General features: G+C 75.0%; 20 protein-coding genes. 18 read left to right on the top strand and 2 right to left on the bottom strand.

Features of this window, described 5'->3' with window-relative positions; all coding sequences use genetic code 11:
- Window positions 1-59 precede the first annotated feature (59 nt).
- The 5 genes from ABZ807_RS02050 to ABZ807_RS02030 all read left to right on the top strand — a co-directional run bounded on the left by ABZ807_RS02050 (window position 60) and on the right by ABZ807_RS02030 (window position 6,518).
- A complete protein-coding gene (locus ABZ807_RS02050; RefSeq protein WP_357151587.1) occupies window positions 60-2,120 on the top strand; it encodes a primosomal protein N' in 2,061 nt (686 codons plus the stop codon).
- A 214-nt stretch (window positions 2,121-2,334) separates the two neighbouring features.
- A complete protein-coding gene (locus ABZ807_RS02045) occupies window positions 2,335-3,318 on the top strand; it encodes an AAA family ATPase (protein WP_357151585.1) in 984 nt (327 codons plus the stop codon).
- 164 nt (window positions 3,319-3,482) lie between these two features.
- Complete coding sequence (gene def / locus ABZ807_RS02040) at window positions 3,483-4,043, top strand: peptide deformylase (RefSeq protein WP_357151583.1); 561 nt, start codon at window positions 3,483-3,485, stop codon at window positions 4,041-4,043.
- A gap of 4 nt (window positions 4,044-4,047) precedes the next feature.
- Window positions 4,048-4,974 (top strand): methionyl-tRNA formyltransferase, encoded by a 927-nt coding sequence (gene fmt, locus ABZ807_RS02035; protein WP_357151581.1) that lies wholly within the window; start codon window positions 4,048-4,050, stop codon window positions 4,972-4,974.
- A complete protein-coding gene (locus tag ABZ807_RS02030; RefSeq protein ID WP_357151579.1) occupies window positions 4,971-6,518 on the top strand; it encodes a transcription antitermination factor NusB in 1,548 nt (515 codons plus the stop codon). Before fmt ends, ABZ807_RS02030 begins: the two co-directional genes overlap by 4 nt.
- A 28-nt stretch (window positions 6,519-6,546) precedes the next feature.
- On the opposite strand, the gene ABZ807_RS02025 is transcribed toward ABZ807_RS02030, so the two are convergent.
- Window positions 6,547-7,437 carry a septum formation family protein gene (locus ABZ807_RS02025; protein ID WP_357152201.1) on the bottom strand — a complete coding sequence of 297 codons (891 nt, stop codon included), beginning with the start codon at window positions 7,435-7,437 and terminating at the stop codon, window positions 6,547-6,549.
- Window positions 7,438-7,813: 376 nt separating this feature from the next.
- Between ABZ807_RS02025 and rpe the strand changes: the two genes are divergently transcribed.
- The 7 genes from rpe (at window position 7,814) to ribH (ending at window position 14,011) form a co-directional block, all read left to right on the top strand.
- On the top strand, window positions 7,814-8,494 hold the full coding sequence (gene rpe, locus ABZ807_RS02020; RefSeq protein ID WP_357151577.1) for a ribulose-phosphate 3-epimerase: 681 nt from the start codon (window positions 7,814-7,816) through the stop codon (window positions 8,492-8,494).
- Between the two features lies 1 nt (window position 8,495).
- Window positions 8,496-9,455, top strand: a complete 960-nt coding sequence (locus tag ABZ807_RS02015; protein WP_357151575.1) for a response regulator — start codon at window positions 8,496-8,498, stop codon at window positions 9,453-9,455.
- Between the two features lie 383 nt (window positions 9,456-9,838).
- Entirely contained in the window at window positions 9,839-10,900 is a 1,062-nt protein-coding gene (gene ribD, locus ABZ807_RS02010) for a bifunctional diaminohydroxyphosphoribosylaminopyrimidine deaminase/5-amino-6-(5-phosphoribosylamino)uracil reductase RibD (RefSeq protein ID WP_357151573.1), read from the top strand.
- Window position 10,901: 1 nt separating this feature from the next.
- Window positions 10,902-11,513 carry a riboflavin synthase gene (locus ABZ807_RS02005; RefSeq protein ID WP_357151572.1) on the top strand — a complete coding sequence of 204 codons (612 nt, stop codon included), beginning with the start codon at window positions 10,902-10,904 and terminating at the stop codon, window positions 11,511-11,513.
- Window positions 11,513-12,205, top strand: coding sequence for a nicotinamide riboside transporter PnuC (pnuC, locus tag ABZ807_RS02000; RefSeq protein ID WP_357151570.1), 693 nt, complete (start codon window positions 11,513-11,515; stop codon window positions 12,203-12,205). The genes ABZ807_RS02005 and pnuC overlap by 1 nt, the downstream gene beginning before the upstream one ends.
- Before the next feature lie 37 nt (window positions 12,206-12,242).
- Window positions 12,243-13,508: a bifunctional 3,4-dihydroxy-2-butanone-4-phosphate synthase/GTP cyclohydrolase II gene (locus ABZ807_RS01995; protein ID WP_357151568.1), complete on the top strand. Its 1,266-nt coding sequence runs from the start codon at window positions 12,243-12,245 to the stop codon at window positions 13,506-13,508.
- A 2-nt stretch (window positions 13,509-13,510) separates the two neighbouring features.
- The gene (ribH, locus tag ABZ807_RS01990) at window positions 13,511-14,011 is read left to right on the top strand and encodes a 6,7-dimethyl-8-ribityllumazine synthase (protein ID WP_357151566.1); all 501 of its coding nucleotides are present in this window, start codon (window positions 13,511-13,513) and stop codon (window positions 14,009-14,011) included.
- 188 nt (window positions 14,012-14,199) lie between these two features.
- Here the strand turns inward: ribH and ABZ807_RS01985 are convergent, their stop codons facing one another.
- Window positions 14,200-15,729 (bottom strand): MFS transporter, encoded by a 1,530-nt coding sequence (locus ABZ807_RS01985; protein ID WP_357151564.1) that lies wholly within the window; start codon window positions 15,727-15,729, stop codon window positions 14,200-14,202.
- Window positions 15,730-15,910: 181 nt separating this feature from the next.
- Between ABZ807_RS01985 and ABZ807_RS01980 the strand changes: the two genes are divergently transcribed.
- From ABZ807_RS01980 to rpmI, 6 genes are all read left to right on the top strand, one after another.
- Window positions 15,911-16,174: a phosphoribosyl-ATP diphosphatase gene (locus tag ABZ807_RS01980; RefSeq protein WP_088973679.1), complete on the top strand. Its 264-nt coding sequence runs from the start codon at window positions 15,911-15,913 to the stop codon at window positions 16,172-16,174.
- Window positions 16,175-16,218: 44 nt separating this feature from the next.
- Window positions 16,219-17,064, top strand: a complete 846-nt coding sequence (gene hisG, locus ABZ807_RS01975) for an ATP phosphoribosyltransferase (RefSeq protein WP_357151562.1) — start codon at window positions 16,219-16,221, stop codon at window positions 17,062-17,064.
- On the top strand, window positions 17,061-18,122 hold the full coding sequence (locus ABZ807_RS01970; protein WP_357151560.1) for a DMT family transporter: 1,062 nt from the start codon (window positions 17,061-17,063) through the stop codon (window positions 18,120-18,122). The genes hisG and ABZ807_RS01970 overlap by 4 nt, the downstream gene beginning before the upstream one ends.
- Before the next feature lie 95 nt (window positions 18,123-18,217).
- Entirely contained in the window at window positions 18,218-18,691 is a 474-nt protein-coding gene (locus tag ABZ807_RS01965) for a PH domain-containing protein (protein ID WP_357151558.1), read from the top strand.
- Window positions 18,692-19,037: 346 nt separating this feature from the next.
- Window positions 19,038-19,688 carry a translation initiation factor IF-3 gene (infC, locus tag ABZ807_RS01960; RefSeq protein WP_357151556.1) on the top strand — a complete coding sequence of 217 codons (651 nt, stop codon included), beginning with the start codon at window positions 19,038-19,040 and terminating at the stop codon, window positions 19,686-19,688.
- Window positions 19,689-19,707: 19 nt separating this feature from the next.
- Window positions 19,708-19,902, top strand: a complete 195-nt coding sequence (gene rpmI, locus ABZ807_RS01955; protein WP_026267805.1) for a 50S ribosomal protein L35 — start codon at window positions 19,708-19,710, stop codon at window positions 19,900-19,902.
- Window positions 19,903-19,922 lie beyond the last annotated feature (20 nt).

Below are 19,922 nucleotides of genomic sequence, written 5' to 3'. Positions count from 1 at the left end.
CCAGGCGCAGCGACCGGCGACCCGCGCAGCGGTCGCCGGTCGCTCGTGTCTGCGTCGATGTGCCGCTGCCGCACCTCGACCGCCCCTTCGACTACCTGGTCCCCGCCGAGCTGGCCGCCGACGCCGTGCCCGGAGTGCGGGTGAAGGTGCGCTTCGCCGGGCAGCTGGTCGACGGCTGGCTGCTGGAGCGGGCCGACGACTCCGGGCACACCGGCCGGCTGGCGTACCTGGAGAAGGTGGTCTCCCCGGAACCGGTGCTGGCACCGGAGATCGCCCGGCTGGCCCGGGCCGTCGCCGACCGGTACGCCGGCAGCCTGGCCGACGTGCTCCGGCTCGCCGTCCCGCCCCGCCACGCCCGGGTCGAGAAGGACCTGTGCGCAGAGCCCGCGGCCGACACCCCCGCCGACACCGCCACGACACCGGATGCGGTCACCGCCGCCGCCTCGTCCGCCGGCACCCCCGCGCCGCCGACGGTGGACGTCGCCCCGGCACCGTCCGCCGGCGCGGCTGCTGACGCGCCCGGGCCGACCGGGGCCGCGCCCCGACGTGCGGCGCCCCGGCCGACCGTCGACCCGCGGGGCTGGCGGGACTACCCGGCCGGCCCGGCGTACCTGCGGGCGCTTGCCGACGGCCGCGCCCCCCGCGCCGTCTGGTCGGCGCTGGCCGGCGAGGACTGGGCCGCCCGGTACGCCGACGCCGTCGCCGCCACCGTCGCCGGCGGCCGGGGCGCCGTCATCGTGGTCGCCGACGCCGGGGACCTGGACCGGCTGGACGCCGCGCTGACCGACACGATGGGCCCGGGCCGGCACGTGTGCCTCTCCGCCGCGCTCGGCCCGGCCCGCCGCTACCGGGCCTTCCTCACCGCCCGGCGGGGCGGGGCGCCCGTGGTGATCGGCACCCGGGCGGCGATGTTCGCCCCGGTCGACCGGCTCGGTCTGGTCGCGGTCTGGGACGACGGCGACGACCTGCACGCCGAGCCCCGCGCCCCGTACCCGCACGCCCGGGACGTGCTGCTCACCCGAGCCCAGCTCGCCGGGGCCGCCGCGCTGGTCGGCGGGTACACCCGGACCGCGGAGGCGCAGCTGCTGGTGGAGACCGGCTGGGCGCGCGAGGTGGTCGCCGACCGGGTGACCCTGCGGGCGCGTACCCCGGCCATCGCGCCGACCGGCGACGACCCGCAGCTGGCCCGCGACCCCGGCGCGGCCACCGCCCGGCTGCCCAGCCTGGCCTGGACCACCGCCCGGGACACCCTGCGCGCGGACGCCCCGGTGCTGGTGCAGGTGCCGCGCCGGGGCTACCTGCCCTCGATCTCCTGCGCGGACTGCCGCACCCCGGCCCGCTGCCCGCACTGCGCCGGACCTCTGGCGCTGCCCTCCGCCGACGGGGCGCCCGCCTGCCGCTGGTGTGGCCGGGTCGCCGCCGCGTACGCCTGCCCCGAGTGCGGCGGGCGGCGGCTGCGCGCGGCGGTCACCGGCGCCCGGCGCACCGCCGAGGAGCTGGGCCGAGCCTTCCCCGGCGTGCCGGTACGCACCTCCGGGCGGGAGGACGTGCTGACCATCGTCCCCGGTGGTGCCGGCCTGGTGATCGCCACCCCCGGCGCGGAGCCGGTGGCCGAGGGCGGGTACGGCGCGGTGCTGCTGCTGGACTCCTGGGCCCTGCTCACCCGGGCCGACCTGCGCGCCGGCGAGGAGACGCTGCGCCGCTGGCTGACCGCCGCCGCGCTGGCCCGGCCGGCGTCGGCCGGCGGGCGGGTGGTGGTGGTCGCCGACGGCGCGCTGGCGCCGGTGCAGGCGCTGCTGCGCTGGGATCCGGCCTGGTTCGCCGCCCGGGAGCTGGCCGAGCGGCGGGAGCTGGGCTTCCCGCCGGCGATGAAGATGGCCAGCGTCACCGGTCCGGCGGCGGCGGTGGCCGACCTGCTCGCCGAGGCCCGGTTGCCCGACGGCGCGGAGGTGCTCGGCCCGGTCCCGGCCGACGACGAGCGGGAGCGGATGCTCGTGCGGGTGCCGCGCGCCCGGGCCGTCGCTCTCGCCGAGGCGCTGCACACGGCCGCCGGCGTGCGCAGCGCCCGCAAGGCCGCCGACCCGGTGCGCCTCCAGGTCGATCCGCTCAGCCTCTTCTGACCGCTGACCAGCGGTGATCCGCGGCACCGGCGCGGGCCGGCGGCCGGCCCGGCGCGGGTACGGTCGTACACCGCGTCCGGCAAACCGCTGGCGGAGAAGTGATAACATCGCCCGTCATGCCCGGGCGCACGGATGGCGCGACGATGACGGGAACGCGTCGATTCGACGCCATATCGATGATGTCAATCAGCCGGTGATCAGGGGTGGGCCAGTCGTGACCGTTCGTCAATCGATCGTCTTCAACGGGGACCTCGGCAGCGGCAAGAGCACCGTCTCCGTCGAGATCGCCAAGCGGCTCGGGCTGCGCCGGGTCAGCGTCGGCGACCTCTACCGCCAGATGGCGCAGGAGCGGCAGATGACCGCCCTCCAGCTCAACCTGCACGCCGAGCTGGACCAGGCCGTCGACGGCTACGTCGACCAGCTCCAGCGCGACATCGCCGCCTCCGGCGAGTCGCTGGTGATGGACTCCCGGCTGGCCTGGCACTTCTTCACCGACGCGCTCAAGGTGCACATGATCACCGAGCCGGGCGAGGCGGCCCGCCGGGTGCTGCTGCGCCCCTCCGGCCCGGCCGAGAGCTACACCTCGCTGGAGGAGGCCAAGGCCAGGCTGCTCGAACGCAGCGAGAGCGAGCGGAACCGGTTCATCGTCCGCTACGGCGTGGACAAGGCCCGGCTGCGCAACTACGACATGGTCTGCGACACCACCCGGGCCTCGGCGGCCGAGGTGATCGAGCACATCGTCGACGCGTACGAGGGCCGGCTCGGCGTCGAGGTGCTGCGCGACGCCCCGCCGCTGCTGCTGCTCGACCCGGCCCGGGTCTATCCGACCGAGGACATCACCACCCTGCGCGGGCTCTGGGACTCGGAGTTCGTCGGGGACGTGGCCGGGGCCGGCGACGAGGCCCTGGAGCCGCTGCGGATCGGCTACACCGGCGAGTACTTCTTCGTCGTCGACGGGCACCGCCGGCTCAGCGCCGCCCTGCAGAACGGGTTCAACCTGGTCCCGGCGCAGTTGGTCGCCGAGGCGGACGAGCCGGTGGTCGGCGGGATGAGCGCGGTCGACTTCTTCGCCGCCCAGGTCCGGCCGAGCATCGTCTACGACTGGGAGGCCGCCCACGGCATCCGGCTGCCGCTGCCCGAGCATGCCCTGCTCGGCGGCGACGCGGTGCTGGCGGGGGAGCCCGGCGCCAGCGCCTGACCCGCCCACCGGCGCTCTAGGGCGGAGAGAACGTCAAGAGACCCTGCCGGTGATCAGCGACACGGAGTCCGCTGCGCCGCATCACGGTACGCCGGCCGGGGCCGCCCCCGGCAGTCCGTAGACTGGTACGGCAGCCGTCCGTTCAGCCGAAGGAGCCACACCGCGTGACCGTCCAGCCCATCCGTCTGTTCGGTGACCCGGTGCTGCGCACGCCGGCCGATCCGGTCGTCGACTTCGACGCCGAGCTGCGTAGGCTCATCGCCGACCTCACCGACACGATGCGTGAGCAGAGCGGTGCCGGCCTGGCCGCGCCCCAGCTCGGGGTGGGCCTGCGGGTGTTCACCTTCGACGTGGACGACGTGCTCGGGCACCTGGTCAACCCGGTGCTGGAGTTCCCCGACTCCGAGGAACAGGACGGCCCGGAGGGCTGCCTGTCCATCCCCGGGCTCTACTTCGACACCCGGCGCCGCCAGAACGTCATCGCCAAGGGCTTCAACGGCTACGGCGACCCGATGCAGATCGTCGGCACCGGGCTGATGGCGCGCTGCGTGCAGCACGAGACCGACCACCTCGACGGGGTGCTCTTCGTCGACCGGCTGGACCCGGACGGGCGCAAGGAGGCCATGAAGGCCATCCGCCAGGCGGAGTGGTACGACCCGGCCACGCCGCCCACGGTCAAGCTCAATCCGCACGTCTCCGGCAGCCCCTTCGGCCTGGGGCGGTGACCCGGTGCGTCTGATCTTCGCCGGCACGCCGGCCGTCGCCGTTCCCGCCCTGGCCGCCGTCGCCGCCTCCGGGCACGAGCTGCTGGCCGTGGTCACCCGCCCCGACGCCCCGGCCGGTCGCGGTCGCGGGCTGGTCCGCTCCCCGGTCGGCGCCTGGGCCGACGAGCACGGGATCGAGGTGCTGACCCCGGCGAAGCCCCGCGAGCCCGAGTTCCTCGACCGGCTGCGCGAGCTGGCGCCGGACTGCGTGCCCGTGGTCGCGTACGGCGCGCTGGTGCCGCCGGTCGCCCTGGAGATCCCCCGGCACGGCTGGGTCAACCTGCACTTCTCGCTGCTGCCCGCCTGGCGCGGGGCGGCCCCCGTGCAGCACGCCGTGCTGCACGGCGACGAGCTGACCGGCGCGAGCGTCTTCCAGCTCGAACAGGGGCTGGACACCGGCCCGGTCTACGGCACCCTCACCGATGAGATCCGGCCGACCGACACCTCCGGCGACCTGCTGGAGCGCCTCGCGCACTCCGGCGCGGGCCTGCTGGTGGCTGTCCTCGACGCGATCGAGGCCGGGACGGCCCGGGCCGAGCCGCAGCCCGCCGACGGGGTCTCCCTGGCCCCGAAGCTGACCATGGAGGACGCCCGGGTGCGCTGGATCGATCCCGCTTTCGCCGTCGACCGGCGGATCCGGGCCTGCACGCCGGCCCCCGGGCCGTGGACGACCTTCCGCGGTGACCGGGTCAAGCTCGGCCCGGTGACCCCGGTCGGCGACGGCCCCGAGTTGAAGCCGGGAGAGCTGCTGGTGGAGAAGTCCCGGGTGCTGGCCGGCACCGCGACCGCGCCGGTGCAGCTCGGTGAGGTGCGCGCGGCGGGCAAGAAGGCCATGCCGGCGACCGACTGGGCGCGCGGCGTCCGGGTCGGCGCCGGGGAGGAGCTCGCATGACCGGCCCTTCGGACCGCGCCGACAGCCGCCCCCGACGCACCGACGCCCCGCGCGCCGACCGGTCCAACGCCCCGCGCGCCGACCGTTCCGGCGGCCGGGCCGCCGACCGGCCGGACCGCGGCGGCCAGTGGACCGCCCGCGCCGGCGCCGACCGGCGCGGTGGCCGCGGCGGTCGGCCTGCGGGCCCGGCCGTGGACCTGCCCCGGTACGCCGCCTACCAGGCCGTCGCGGCGGTGCACCGGGACGACGCGTACGCAAACCTGGTGCTCCCGTCGATCCTGCGCGAGGAGGGACTGGTCGGCCGGGACGCGGCCTTCGCCACCGAGCTGACCTACGGCACGCTGCGCCACACCGGCACCCTGGACGCGATCATCACCGACGCCGCCGGGCGGGACGTCGAGCGGATCGACCCGCCGGCCCGCGACGCCCTGCGGCTCGGGGCGTACCAGCTGCTGCACACCCGGGTGCCGGCGCACGCGGCGGTCTCCTCGACCGTCGACCTGGTCCGCTCGGTGGCGCCGGGTGCCACCGGCTTCGCCAACGCCGTGCTGCGGGAGATCGCCGGCCGGGACGCCGACGAGTGGGTGGCGAAGCTCGCGCCGCCGATGGAGACCGACCCGGTCGGCCACCTGGCGCTGGCGTACAGCCACCCGCAGTGGATCGTGCGGGCCTTCGCCGAGGCGCTCGGCGGCGACCTGGGGGAGACCGCCCGGCTGCTGATCGAGGACAACGAGCGGCCCCCGGTGCACCTGTGCGCCCGGCCCGGCCTGGCCGACCCGGTCGAGCTGGCCGACGAGGTGGGCGGCGCCCCTGGCGCCTTCTCCCCGTACGCGGTGTACCTCGCCGGCGGCGCGCCGGGTGACCTGCCGGCGCTGGCCGCCGGGCGGGCGCACGTGCAGGACGAGGGCTCGCAACTGGTGGCGAACGCGCTGGCCGTGGCGCCGCTGGACGGCCCGGACGGGCGCTGGCTGGACCTGTGCGCCGGTCCCGGCGGCAAGTCGGGCCTGCTCGGCGCGCTCGCCGCGCAGCGCGGCGCCCGGCTGACCGCCGTGGAGGTCTCCGAGCACCGGGCCCGGCTGGTCGAGCAGGCCACCCGGGGCCTGCCGGTGAACGTGCTGCACACCGACGGCCGCACGGTCGGCGCGGACCCGAAGCTGCCGGAGGGGCACTTCGACCGGGTGCTGGTGGACGCCCCCTGCACCGGCCTGGGCTCGCTGCGCCGCCGGCCGGAGTCCCGGTGGCGGCGCCAGCCCTCGGACCTCCCGCCGCTGACCCGGTTGCAGCGCGAACTGCTCACCGCGGCGCTGCGCGCGGCCCGTCCCGGCGGCCTGGTCGCCTACGTCACCTGCTCTCCGCACGTGGTGGAGACGCACGTGACGGTGACCGAGGCGGCCCGGCGCGCCGGGGTGCCGGCGGACTTCGTCGACGCCCGTACGCTGCTGCCGGCCGGCATGCCCGGGCTGGGCGACGGCCCGACGGTGCAGCTCTGGCCGCACCGGCACGGCACGGACGCGATGTTCCTGGCGGTGCTGCGCCGCGGCTGAGCGAGGCCGCGCGAACGGTGGGGCCGGCTCAGCGGACGGGCAGGCCCCTGGTGCCGACGCCCTTGAGCGAGCGGGTCAGGTCGCGGTCGCTGAGCCACAGGAAGCACTGCACCCCGCGGTTGCCGTCGCGCCACTCCCGCGCCAGCGGGTGGTAGAAGATCGAGCCGGCGCGGAATCGCAGGTTGCCGTCGTTCGGCACCCCGGTGTACTTCGCCAGCAGGCCCATGCATCCCTTGTGGACCCGCTCGGCGCTGCGGTTGAGCTGGGCGTAGCTGAGGTCGTTGGCCTGCCAGACGCCGACGAACTCGGCGTGGTGCCGGGCGGTGCAGGAGACCGGTGTCATCGCCTCGACGTCGCCGCCCTTCACCTTCGGGTTGAAGCAGCGCAGCCGCAGGTCGGTGTCCCGGCTCAGCGCGCCCTTCAGGCTGCCGGTGCGGGGGGTGGCCCGGGACTCGTCGACGCTCTCGACCTCCGTCAGGTCGCAGCGGAACCAGCGCGCCCCGCCCGTCCAGGCCGCCGGCGAGGGGAAGACGACGGCGAGGCCGAGCCGGCCGGAGCGCCAGTCGGCGCCCACCGCCCGCCGGATTTCCCGGTCACACTCGGCGTGGGCGGCGAGCAGCGCCCCGGCACCGCCGGCCGGGGGAGTGGAGCGTCCGGCGTGGGTGCCGGTGAGGGTACCCACGTGCATCGTCTCGGCCCGGTGCGACTGCGCGCAGTCGACCGGGTGGTAACCGCCGAGGTAGCCGACGTCCTGCACCGCGACGTGGCAGACGCCGGCGGCGGGGACGAAGCCCAGCGGGGCGGCCAGGGCCGGCCAGTCGTCGGCGATGTCCGCGTCCACCCCGGCGGGGGCGTCGCACCCGGCCAGCGCCAGGAGTGCCAGGCCGCCGACCGCGACCGCCGTCCACCACCGCCGCATCGCACCCGACCTCCCGCCGACCGTGACCGCGACGCCCGGGGCGCCACGGTGCGGCAGCATACGGCACCCGAATCAGCTGGCGGGGAGTCCCTTCGGGCCGGCGCCGCGCATCGAGCCGGTCAGCTTGGGGGTCGTCGCTCCACAGGAAACAGCGGATGCCCCGATCGCCCTCGTTCCGCGGGGCGTGCAGCACGTGTGACCATCTCTGATGGAGTGTTGCCGCGTTTCCGTCAGTCGGCCAGTCGTGGATGGCCGTCCGTCCGGTTTCGCGTTGCGTGGGGGGCCAGTCCTGCACCAGCGGTCACTCCTGGGTCACAGGGCGTTCCCGGTGGGCCGCGATGCCCGCGGCGGATGGGCGCATTCGTACACTGACCCGGTGACCGTACCGCCGCCGATCGTCGCGCCCAGCATCCTCGCCGCCGATTTCGCCCACCTCGCCGACGAGGTCCGTGCCGTGGAGAACGCCGCGGACTGGCTGCACGTCGACGTGATGGACAACCACTTCGTGCCCAACCTGACCATCGGCCTGCCCGTGGTGCAGAGCCTGCGCGCCGTGACCCAGATCCCGTTCGACGTGCACCTCATGATCACCGATCCGCGGCGCTGGGCCCCGGGCTACGCCGACGCCGGCGCCTACAACGTCACCTTCCACGCCGAGGCCTGCGACGATCCGGTGGCGCTGGCCAAGGACCTCCGCTCGGCGGGCGCGAAGGCCGGGCTGGCCATCGACCGCGACACCCCGATCGAGCCGTACCTTGAGCTGCTGCCCAGCTTCGACACCCTGCTGATCATGACGATCAAGGCCGGCTTCGGCGGGCAGCGGTTCATCCCGCAGCTGCTGGACAAGGTCCGCGCCGCCCGCCGGCACGTCGACACCGGCCACCTGGAGCTGCGCATCGAGGTCGACGGCGGGATCGCCGCCGACACCATCGAGCAGGCCGCGGCGGCCGGCGCGGACGCGTTCGTCGCCGGCACCGCCGTCTACGGGGCGGCCGACCCGGCCGAGGCGGTCCGCCACCTGCGGGGGCTCGCGGAGCGCGCGGTCCCCGGAGCCTGACGTGGACCCGGCCGGCGACCGACCCGACGTCATCCTGGTCGTCGACGACGACGAGGACATCGCCCGCTTCGTCGAGTTCAACCTGCGGTTGCACGGCTTCGAGGTGCTCCACGCCGGCGACGGTCAGGAGGCGCTCGAGATGGTCGAGCGGCACCGGCCCGACCTGGCCGTGGTCGACCTGATGATGCCCCGGATCGACGGCCTGGAGCTGACCCGCCGGCTGCGCGCCGACCCGATGACCTCGGCCCTGCCGGTGATCATGCTGACCGCCAAGGGGATGACCGTGGACAAGGTGCACGGCCTCAGCGCCGGCGCCGACGACTACCTGGTCAAGCCCTTCGACACCGCCGAGCTGGTGGCCCGGGTCAGCTCGACCCTGCGCCGCAACAAGGAGTTCCGGGAGGTCTCCCCGCTGACCGGGCTGCCGGGCAACAGCCGGATCCGCCGGGAGATCAGCGACCGGGTGCGCAGCGGCGTCGACTACGCCGTCGGCTACGTCGACATCGACCGGTTCAAGAGCGTCAACGACCGGTACGGCTTCGTCCGCGGCGACGAGTTCATCTCCGCGCTGGCCCGCAGCCTGCACCGGGCGGTGGTCTCGATCGGGCTGCCGCCGGCCTTCCTCGGTCACGTCGGCGGGGACGACTTCGTCATCGTCTGCACCCCGGAACAGGTCCGGCCGTTGACCTTCCGCGCGGTGGAGGACTTCGAGAAGGCCGCCGACAAGCTCTACGACCCGGCCGACGCCGAGCGCGGCTACGTCGAGCTGAAGGACCGCCGGGGCACCATCCGCAAGGCGCACCTGGTCACCCTCTCCATCGGGGTCTCGCTCTCCGACGCCAGGAAGCGCTTCACCGACCCGTTCGCCGCGATCGCGGTCGCCTCGGATATGAAAACGGTCGCCAAGAGCCAGCCCGGTTCGTACGTGGCGGTGGACCGGCGACGCGCCGACGGGGTGTGAGGTAGCACGCGAGGGGTGGCGTACGCCCCGGCGGAACGTGTAAGACTTCCCCTGTACCCACCACGCGCTGGCGGGGCTCGGTGAAATTCCGAACCGGCGGTGATCCACGGTCCGACCGTGGTAAGCCCGCGACCCGGACGGCTCAGGCCGCCCGGTGGACCTGGTGAGAATCCGGGGCCGACGGTTGGGAGCGGGGATCCTCCCGCACCCAGACAGTCCGGATGGGAGACAGCGCGCGGGACGGGGCGGGCCTGCGTGGGCTGCACTCCAGCCATCGCGTGGGCTCCCCGGGGGCGGCCATGCCGTTCCCGGATCCGCCGCCGCCTGCCCGCGGCTCCTCCCGTACCGCCCGCGCGCGGACCGGCGAGTGAGAGGGCAGAGGCATGGCCGGCGTCTCCGTCGACGAGGCGATGCGTCGCGCCGTCACCCTCGCGGCCCGTGGCCTCGGCACCACCAGCCCCAACCCGGTCGTCGGCTGCGTGCTGCTCGATCCGGACGGCGCGGTCGTCGGGGAGGGCTTCCACGCGTACGCGGGCGGACCGCACGCCGAGATCGTCGCGCTCGCCCAGGCCGGTGAGCGCGCCCGGGGCGGGACCGCGGTGGTGACCCTCGAACCCTGCGACCACACCGGCCGCACCGGTCCCTGCAGCCTGGCGCTGGTCCGGGCCGGCGTCGCCCAGGTGGTGATCGCCGTGCCCGACCCCAACCCGGTGGCCTCCGGTGGCGCCGCCACCCTGCGGGCCGCCGGCATCCAGGTCGAGGTCGGGGTACGCGCCGACGAGGCCGAGGCCGGCAACGTCGCCTGGCTGACCTCGATGCGCCGTGGCTGGCCGTACCTGATCTGGAAGTACGCCGCGACGCTCGACGGCCGGTCGGCGGCGGCCGACGGCACCAGCATGTGGATCACCTCCGAGGCGGCCCGGATCGACGTGCACGCGCTACGCGGCACGGTCGACGCGGTGCTCGCCGGGGTGGGCACCGTGCTCGCCGACGACCCCCGGCTGACCGCCCGGAACCTGCGCGACGGCACCCTGGCCATCCGGCAGCCGCTGCGCGTGGTGGTGGACAGTTCCGGGCGTACCCCGCAAGGGGCCCGGGTCCGCGACGGCGCCGCCCGGACGTGGATCGCCACCGCGGCGGAGGTCGGCGCCGGCCCGGACGGCCGGGTCGACCTGCCGGCGCTGCTGGCGGAGCTGCACCACCGCGGCGTGCGGGCCGCGCTGCTGGAGGGCGGCCCCCGGCTGGCCGGCGCGTTCCTCGCCGCCGGCCTGGTCGACAAGGTCGTCGGGTACGTCGCGCCGAAGCTGCTCGGCGCCGGCCCGACCGCGCTGCTCGACGCCGGCGTGACCACCATCGCCGACGCCATCGACCTGGAGATCACCGACGTTGCGCAGGTCGGTCCCGACCTGCGGATCACCGCGCTGCCCCGGAAGAGGGAGGCCTGACATGTTCACCGGCATCGTCGAGGAGCTGGGCGAGGTCGTCCGCGTCACCGACACCGGGGGTGACTCCGCGCTGGTCGCCGTCCGCGGCCCGCTGGTCACCTCCGACGCCCGGCACGGCGACTCCATCGCGGTCAACGGCGTCTGTCTGACCGTGGTGGACGTCTCAGACGGCGTCTTCACCGCGGACGTGATGGGGGAGACGCTGCGCCGCTCCGCGCTCGGCGCGCTGCGCGTGGGCGACCCGGTCAACCTGGAGCGGGCCGCCCTGCTGAACAGCCGGCTCGGCGGGCACATAGTGCAGGGCCACGTCGACGGGGTGGGCGAGATCCTCGCCCGGGAACCCGCCGAGCAGTGGGAGACGGTCCGCTTCCGGCTCCCCGCCGACCTGGCCCGGTACGTGGTGGAGAAGGGCTCGATCACCATCGACGGCGTCTCGCTGACCGTCGCCGCGGTCGGCGGCGACTGGTTCGCCGTCGGGCTGATCCCCACCACGCTCAAGCTGACCACGCTCGGCGCCAAGGGCGTCGGCGAGCCGGTCAACCTGGAGGTCGACGTGCTGGCCAAGTACGTCGAGCGCCTGCTCGGCGCGCGCGCCGGAGCAGGTGAGCACTGATGGGTCCACTCGGCTGGCTGCTCGACGCCCAGCTCCAGGTCGCCGGCTCGCCGGTGCTGGTCCGGGAGGTCGTCGGCAACGTCTTCGGCCTGGCCTCCGCGCTGCTCGGGCTGCGCCGGGTGGTCTGGGCCTGGCCGGTCGGCATGATCGGCAACGCGCTGCTGCTCACCGTCTTCCTCGGTGGCGTGTTCGCCACCCCGCAGGCGCACGACCTCTACGGCCAGGCCGGCCGGCAGGTCTTCTTCTTCGCGGTGAGCGTCTACGGCTGGTGGCGCTGGTCGCGCAACCGCCGCCAGGGCGACGAGCAGCCGGCGGTCAGCCCACGCTGGGCCACCGGCCGGGAGCGGCTCGGCCTGCTGCTGGCCGCCGCCGTCGGCACCGCCGCCGCGTACCCGGTGCTCGCCGCGCTCGGCTCCTGGGGCCCGCTGCCGGACGCCTGGATCCTGACCGGCAGCCTGCTCGCCACGTACGGCATGGCCCGCGGCTGGGTCGACTTCTGGCTGATCTGGATCGCCGTCGACCTGGTGGGGGTGCCGCTGCTGCTGCGCGGCGGCTTCTACCCGTCGGCGGCCATGTACCTGGCCTACGGCGCTTTCTGCGCCTGGGGTCTCGCCGCCTGGTGGCGTACCTCGCGGGCCGCCCGGTCGGCTGTCCAGCCGATCCCGTCCACCTACTCGGAGGCCGTGGCATGAGCGAGCGAATCATCAGGTTCAGTCCGGTGGTGCCGGCATGAGCGCCTTCGCCAGCATCGAGCAGGCGGTGGCCGACATCGCCGCCGGCCGGCCCGTCGTCGTGGTCGACGACGAGAACCGGGAGAACGAGGGCGATCTGATTTTCGCCGCCGAACTGGCCACGCCGGAGCTGGTGGCGTTCATGGTCCGCTGGACCTCCGGCTACATCTGCGTGCCGCTGACCGAGTCGGAGTGCGACCGGCTGGACCTGCCGCCGATGCACCACACCAACCAGGACCGGCGCGGCACCGCGTACACGGTGACGGTGGACGCTCGGGAGGGCGTCAGCACCGGCATCTCGGCCGCCGACCGCTCGCACACCATCCGGCTGCTCGCCGACCCGGGCACCGACCCGACCGACCTGTCCCGCCCCGGGCACGTGGTGCCGCTGCGGGCCCGCGAGGGCGGGGTGCTGCGCCGCCCCGGGCACACCGAGGCGGGCGTCGACCTGACCCGGCTGGCCGGGCTGCGCCCCGCCGGCGTGCTCTGCGAGCTGGTCAACGACGACGGCACCATGATGCGGGTGCCCGACCTGGAGAAGTTCTGCGCCGAGCACGCGCTCACCCTGATCACCATCGCCGACCTGGTGGCGTACCGGCGGCGGCACGAGAAGCAGGTGGAGCAGGTGGCCGACGCCCGGATGCCCACCCCGTACGGGGTGTTCCGGGCGCTGGGCTACCGCGCCGAGCACGATCCGGCCGAGCACGTCGCCATGGTCTACGGGGAAATCGGCGACGGGCAGGACGTGCTGGTGCGGGTGCACTCGGAGTGCCTGACCGGAGACGTCTTCGGCTCGCTGCGCTGCGACTGCGGCCCACAGTTGCAGGCGGCCCTGGCCCGGGTCGCCCGGGAGGGGCGGGGGGTGGTGCTCTACGTGCGCGGGCACGAGGGGCGCGGCATCGGGCTGCTGCACAAGCTCCAGGCGTACCAGCTGCAGGACCTGGGCCGGGACACCGTGGACGCCAACCTCGACCTGGGGCTGCCCGCCGACGCCCGCGACTACGGCACCGGCGCGCAGATCCTCTACGACCTCGGCGTGCGGTCCATGCGGCTGCTGACCAACAACCCGGCCAAGCGGGCCGGGCTGGAGGGGTACGGCCTGACCATCACCGGCCGTGAGGGGCTGCCGATCCGGCCGCACCCGGAGAACGTGCGGTACCTGCGGACCAAGCGGGACCGGATGGGGCACCTGCTGGACGAGCTGGACGAGGTGACCGAGGCCCCGATGGGCCGCCCGGTCCCCGGCGACGAGATCGGAGCGTAGACATGGCGGGATTCGGCGAGCCCGGGGTGACCACCGTGGACGCGGCGGGGCTGACCGTCGGCGTGGTGGCCGCGCGCTGGCACGGCGACCTCACCGATCACATGCTCGACCGGGCGGTGGCGGCGGCCGAGGCGTGCGGCGCCCGGTCGGTCGTCGCCCGGGTGGCCGGCTCCGTGGAGCTGCCGGTGGTGGCCCAGGCCCTGGCCCGCCGCTGCGACGTGGTGGTCGCCCTCGGCGTGGTGGTGCGGGGCGCGACCGCGCACTTCGACTACGTCTGCCGGTCGGTGACCGACGGGCTGACCCGGGTGGCCCTGGACGAAGGGAAGCCGGTGGCGCACGGGGTGCTCACCGTGGAGACCATCGAGCAGGCCCGGGACCGGGCCGGGCTGCCCGGCTCGGCCGAGGACAAGGGCTGGGCGGCGACCGTCGCCGCCCTCGACGCCGCGCTGGCCATCCGGGACGTGGCCGCGGCGAACGGCCACCGGGTCGGCTTCGGCGGCTGATCGCCCGACGGCGGCCGGCGGCCCGGTCCGTGCGCCGCGCCGGCCCGGTCCCGGCTTGATCGACTCGGTCCCGGTCCCCGGGGATTGATCGACTCGGTCCCGGTCCCCGGGATTGATCGACTCCGTTCCGCCGAGGTGGCGGTGTCCGTGGCATCGGGACACCGCCACCTCGGCGTTCTGAAGTGGATCTAGGGGGCGGTCGCCCCGGTGACGAGCGGCGCGGCGGGCCCGGCCGCCGCCGGTTCGCCGGCCGCGACCGGCTCGGGCGCGACCGGCTCGGGCGCGGCCGGCTCGGGCGCGGCCGGCTGCGGGCCGAGCGGGTCGGCGGAGGCGTCCGGGTGGGCGGCCGGGTCCGGTTCGGGCGCGGTGAGGTGGCGGCCGGTGACGAGGTAGCCGGCGGCGCCGGCCAGCACCGCAGCCGTCACCCCGTAGAGCACCCGGTAGTCGACCAGGCCGACCAGCAGCGCGCCCGCGCCGATGGCCACCGCCTGCGGGCCGCTGATCAGCGCGTCCAGCGCGGCCGACACCCGGCCGACCAGGTGCGCCGGGGTACGTCGCTGCACCAGCGTCATGGTGCCCACCAAGGCGACCGGCAGCCCCAGCCCGATCAGCACGCTGGCCAGCAGCGCCAGCGCCAGCGCCGGTCGGACCAGCGCGAGGGTGCCGGCGGCGATCGCGGTCACCCCGACTCCCACCGTGCCGAGTTCCCCGAGCCGCCGGACCAGCGCCGCCGAGGCCACCCCGCCGAGCAGCCCGCCGACGCCCTGCACGGAGACCAGCACGCCGAGGAAGGCGGTCGGGCGGCCGAGCCCGGCGTCAACGTACGCGAACCAGAGCGTCTCGCCGAAGCCGATCGCGACGGTGGCGACCGTGGCGGCGACCAGCACCCGGCGCAGCGCGGGCTCGCCGACCAGATGCCGGACACCCGCGCCGAGCCCACCCCGGCCGGCCGGCTCCGGGGCGTCGACGCCCGGCGCGGCGGTGGGTGCGGGGCCGGGCAGGCCGTCGGTGGGCGCGGGGGCCACCCGCAGCAGCAGCCCGGCGCCCGCCGCGGCCACGAACCCGAGCGCGCAGGCGGCGGAGAGCCGGGGCCCGCCGAGGACGACGTAGAGCCCGGCGCCGAGCAGCGGCCCGGCCAGCCGCAGCCCCTGCTTGACCGTCTGCAACGCCCCGTTGGCGTCCGGCAGCAGCGCCGCCGGCACCAGCTCCTGCACCAGCGCGGTGACCGTCGCCCCGAGCGCGATGTATGACAGGCCGTAGGCGGCGGCCACCGCGCACACGAGCCAGAGCCGGCGGGCGGCCGGGTCGTCGAGCCGGTCGAGGTGGCGGGCGAGGATGGCGCGCAGCTCCTCCTGGAGCTCGCCGAGCTCCTCGGCCGTGTACCAGCCGATGAACTGGTTGAAGAAGGCGGCGTCCCGCCAGGCCGGCGTCTCCTGGCGGCGGACGTTCATCCAGTCCCAGAGCGCCTGGTATTCCAGGTCGAGCAGGATCTGGGCGGCCGCGTCGCCGGCGCGGGCCAGCTCCGGGGTCTCCTCGCCGTTGCCCCAGCGGTGCCCGTCGGTGACCAGCCGCCAGGGGCGCCGTCGGCCGGTGCCGCCGCCGGCCTCGGCGACGAACCCGTACTTCGCGAGCTGACGCAGGTGCCAGGAGCAGTTCGCCGGGCTCTCGCCGACGTGCTCCGCGACCTCGGTGGCGGTCAGCGGGCCGTACAGGCCCACCGCCGATCGACTTCGTGGCACTGCCGGGCCTGCGGATGGCGTACCGGAGCTGTGGGCGGCCCGCCGGGCGGCCGGTGGTGGCGCGGCGTCCCGGCTCGGTGGACGGTGCCACCTGGGCGCTGTGACGGGACGGCGGGACCCGGCACGCCCCGCGAGGATCCGGGGCTGGAACAATCGCGGCGTGAAGACGTTCGAGGAGTTGTTCGCCGAGCTGCAGGCCAAGGCCGCCGCCGGCACTCCGGGCTCGGGCACGGTCGCCGCCCTGGAGAAGGGGGTGCACTTCGTCGGCAAGAAGGTCGTCGAGGAGGCGGCCGAGTCGTGGATGGCCGCCGAGCACGAGGGCCCGGAGCGTACCGCCGAGGAGATCTCCCAGCTGCTCTACCAGGTCCAGGTGCTGATGCTCGCCAGCGGTCTCGAGCTCAAGGACGTCTACCGACATCTGTGAGTGCGCCCCGTCGTTGATCTGATTCGATCGAAGGAGCACTCGTCATGCTGCGTGTCGCCGTACCGAACAAGGGCGCCCTGGCCGAGAAGGCCGCCCAGATGCTGCGTGAGGCGGGCTACCGCCAGCGCGCCGACCCGAAGGACCTGGTCTGCCGGGACGAGCCCAACGACATCGAGTTCCTCTACCTGCGTCCGAAGGACATCGCCACCTACGTCGGCTCGGGTGACCTCGACGTCGGGATCACCGGCCGCGATCTGCTGATCGACTCCGGCGCGCCGGCCGAGGAGGTGGTGGACCTGGCCTTCGGTCGGGCCACCTTCCGCTTCGCCGCCCGCCCCGAGGACGTCCACTCGGTGCAGGAGCTGGGCGGGCACCGGATCGCCACCGCGTACCCGGGGCTGGTCGAGCGGTACCTCGGCGACCTCGGGGTCAAGGCCGACGTGATCCGGCTGGACGGGGCGGTGGAGAACGCCATCCGGCTCGGTGTCGCCGACGTCGTCGCCGACGTGGTGGAGACCGGCGCCACGCTGCGCCAGGCCGGCCTGGTCGTCTTCGGCGACCCGTTGCTGCGGTCGTCGGCGGTGCTGGTCCGCCGCACCGGGGCCTCGACCCACCCGCAGGCCGAGCAGCTGCTGCGCCGCCTGCACGGGGTGCTGGTGGCCCGCCGTTACGTCATGCTCGCCTACGACGTGCCGGCCGGCCTGCTGGACCGGGCCAGCTCGCTGACCCCGGGCATCGAGTCGCCGACCGTGTCGCCGCTGCACCGGGAGGGCTGGGTCGCCGTGCAGGCGATGGTGCTCCGCGACGACGTGCACCGGATCATGGACGAGCTGTACGAGCTGGGCGCCCGCGCCATCCTGGTCACCAACATCCACGCCTGCCGGCTGTGAGGCCACTACCGCCGACGGCCGCGCTGCCGCTGGTCATGCTCGGCGGATTGGCGTCGGCCGCGCAGGGGGTGGCGAATGCCGAGCTGGGCGAGCGGGTGGGCAACCCGGTGCTCGGGGCGGTGGTCAACAATGCCGGTGGCACGCTGCTGGTCCTGGTCGGCCTGCTGGTGCTGCCCTCGATGCGGGCCGGGCTCGCCGCGCTGCGCCGGTCCCGGTTGCCCTGGTGGTGCTACCTGGGTGGGCTCGGCGGGGCGGCGATCATCGTGATCGGCACGTATGTCGTGCCGGTGCTCGGGGTGGCCGTCTTCACCATCGCCCAGGTCGCCGGGGGCAGTCTCGGCGGCCTGGCGGTGGACCGGGCCGGGCTCGCCCCGGTGGGCCGGCTCGCGCTCTCCCCGCCCCGGGTGGCCGGGGCCCTGCTCGGTACGGCGGCGGTGGGGCTCGCCCAGCTGGGTCAGCCCCTGGGCGAGCTGGCCGTCGGCCTGGTCCTGCTCGCCGTGGTGGGCGGGCTGGCGGTCGCCGCGCAGTCCGCGCTGAACGGCCGGGTGGCCGTGGCCGGCACCGCCGCGGCCAGCACCGCGGTCAACTTCGCCGTCAGCACGCCAGCCGTGCTCGCCGTCGCGGCGCTCGCCGGCGCGTTCACCGTGGTCCGTCCCGCCTGGCCGCACGCCTGGTACCTGTACACCGGCGGACTGCTCGGTGTGGGCATCGTGGCCAGCCTGCTGGTCGGCGTGCGGGCGCTGGGGGTGCTGCGGACCGGTCTGGCGTTGGTCGCCGGGCAGCTCGGCGGGGGACTGCTGCTGGACCTGCTGCTGCCCGGGGGGCCGGGGCTGCGCTGGCCGGTCCTCGCCGGCGCGGTGCTCACCCTGGTCGCGGCGGTGGTCGCCGGCCGGCAGGCGCGTCCGCCCGCCCGGACCGTCCCGGCGCCGCCGGCGTCCGCCGTCACCCGATCGGCCCCGAGGGCCCGGTCCGCCCCGGACGATCCCGCACCCCACCCGGCGGGACGGGAGCGGCGGGGCTCCGCGCCTGCCGACCGGCCGGGTCCGCTGGCCGGCTGACACCGCCACGCCGTCGACCGGGCGTGGATGCCGGCCGTCGACCGGGCCCGTGTGGCGGCGTAACGCCGGGCGGGGGCGGGTGGCAGACTGGTGGCGTGAGTGACAGTCAGCTGGTCCGCCTGAAGCCCCGCCGGGTCCGGGTCGTCTGCTGGGCCTCGGCGGCCACCCTCCTGGTGGTCTTCAGTCTGGTGGCGACCTCGCTCTCCGGTTCCACCGGCAACGGGTACGGCACCTTCCAGCGCGGCGACCAGCTCGCCATGGTCGGCCTGGGCGTCTTCGGCGCGCTGGCCCTCCTGCTCTTCACTCGTCCCCGGGTCGAGGCGGACGCCCGGGGCGTGCGGGTGCGCAACGTGATCGGCTCGTACGAGCTGCCCTGGGAGGTCGTCCGCGGGGTGCGCTTCGACCGGGGCGCCCCCTGGGCCAGCCTGGAGCTGCACGACGACGACCTGCTTCCGATGGTCGCCCTCCAGGCCGCCGACAAGGAGATCGCGGTGGAGGGCGTCCGCGCGTTGCGCCGGCTGCACCAGGCCCATCTGGCCGCGCTCTCCGCCGGCCCGACCAGTCGCTGAGCGTCCGTCACACCCGCGCTGACCTGCGAGCCCGGTTTGGGGATGCCTGGGGCGAGGGTGTAGTGTTGCCGAGTCGACCAGACTGCCCCCGCTTCGGCGTGCGGGCGGTCCCGAAGCGGAGCGCCTGCTCCCACCCGAGTCGCCCCTGACGGTGGCCGGGTCCGGTCACCGGTTCCGGGTACACCCCGGTCCCGGATGCGCGATCATGTGATCGTGCCGACCGGTCGAGCGGGCCCTGGCATGCGCCGGGGCCTTCTGCTTTCCGGGCGGCCCCCACCCGGGGGCCCGCGGGGTCGGACACGCAGGAGACTCGACTCGAGGAGGCCCCATCAGCGTCGAACCACGCGTGAACGAACAGATCCGGGCACGTGAGGTCCGACTGGTCGGCCCTGAGGGTGAGCAGGTGGGCATCGTCCCGCTGGAGCGCGCCCTGCAGCTGGCCGCGGACGTCGACCTGGACCTGGTCGAGGTTGCGCCGATGGCGCGCCCGCCGGTGTGCAAGCTCATGGACTTCGGCAAGTTCAAGTACGAGAGCGCACTGAAGGCGCGCGAAGCGCGGCGTAACCAGCAGCAGACCGTCATCAAGGAGATGAAGCTCCGGCCGAAGATCGACCCGCACGACTACGAGACCAAGAAGGGTCACGTGGTGCGGTTCCTCAAGGCGGGCGACAAGGTCAAGGTGACGATCATGTTCCGCGGTCGCGAGCAGAGCCGCCCGGAGCTGGGTTACCGGCTCCTGCGCCGGCTCGAGTCCGAGATCACGGACCTGGGATACGTCGAGGCCGCTCCGAAGCAGGACGGCCGAAACATGATCATGGTTCTCGCTCCGCACCGGGCCGTGAAGGCCTCCGCGGTCGCCGCCACGGCGTCCCGCGGCGGGCCCCGGGAACGGGCCGCGGAGGAGTCCGCCGCTCCGGCAGCCGGTGAGACCGCGGCGACCGGCGAGACCGCAGCAGCCGGCGAGACCGGCGCAGTCGCCGAGACCACCGGCGAGTAACAGGGGAGAAGACGTTCCAATGCCGAAGATGAAGAGCCACACGGGTATGGGCAAGCGGGTCAAGGTCACCGGCAAGGGCAAGATCGTTGCCCAGCAGGCCGGCCTCCGCCACAACCTGGAGAAGAAGCCCTCCACCCAGACCCGGCGGCTGACCGGCACGGTCGAGCTGGCCAAGGCCGACGTCAAGCGAATCAAGAAGCTGCTCGGCCGCTGACGCGCGCCAACTGAACCGAA

Origin of the sequence: Micromonospora sp. NPDC047548 (assembly GCF_040642975.1) — a bacterium.
In the GTDB taxonomy this organism is placed as follows: Bacteria; Actinomycetota; Actinomycetes; order Mycobacteriales; family Micromonosporaceae; genus Micromonospora.
Note: the sequence above shows the minus strand (reverse complement) of the source record. Positions and strands in the feature narration are given on the sequence as shown.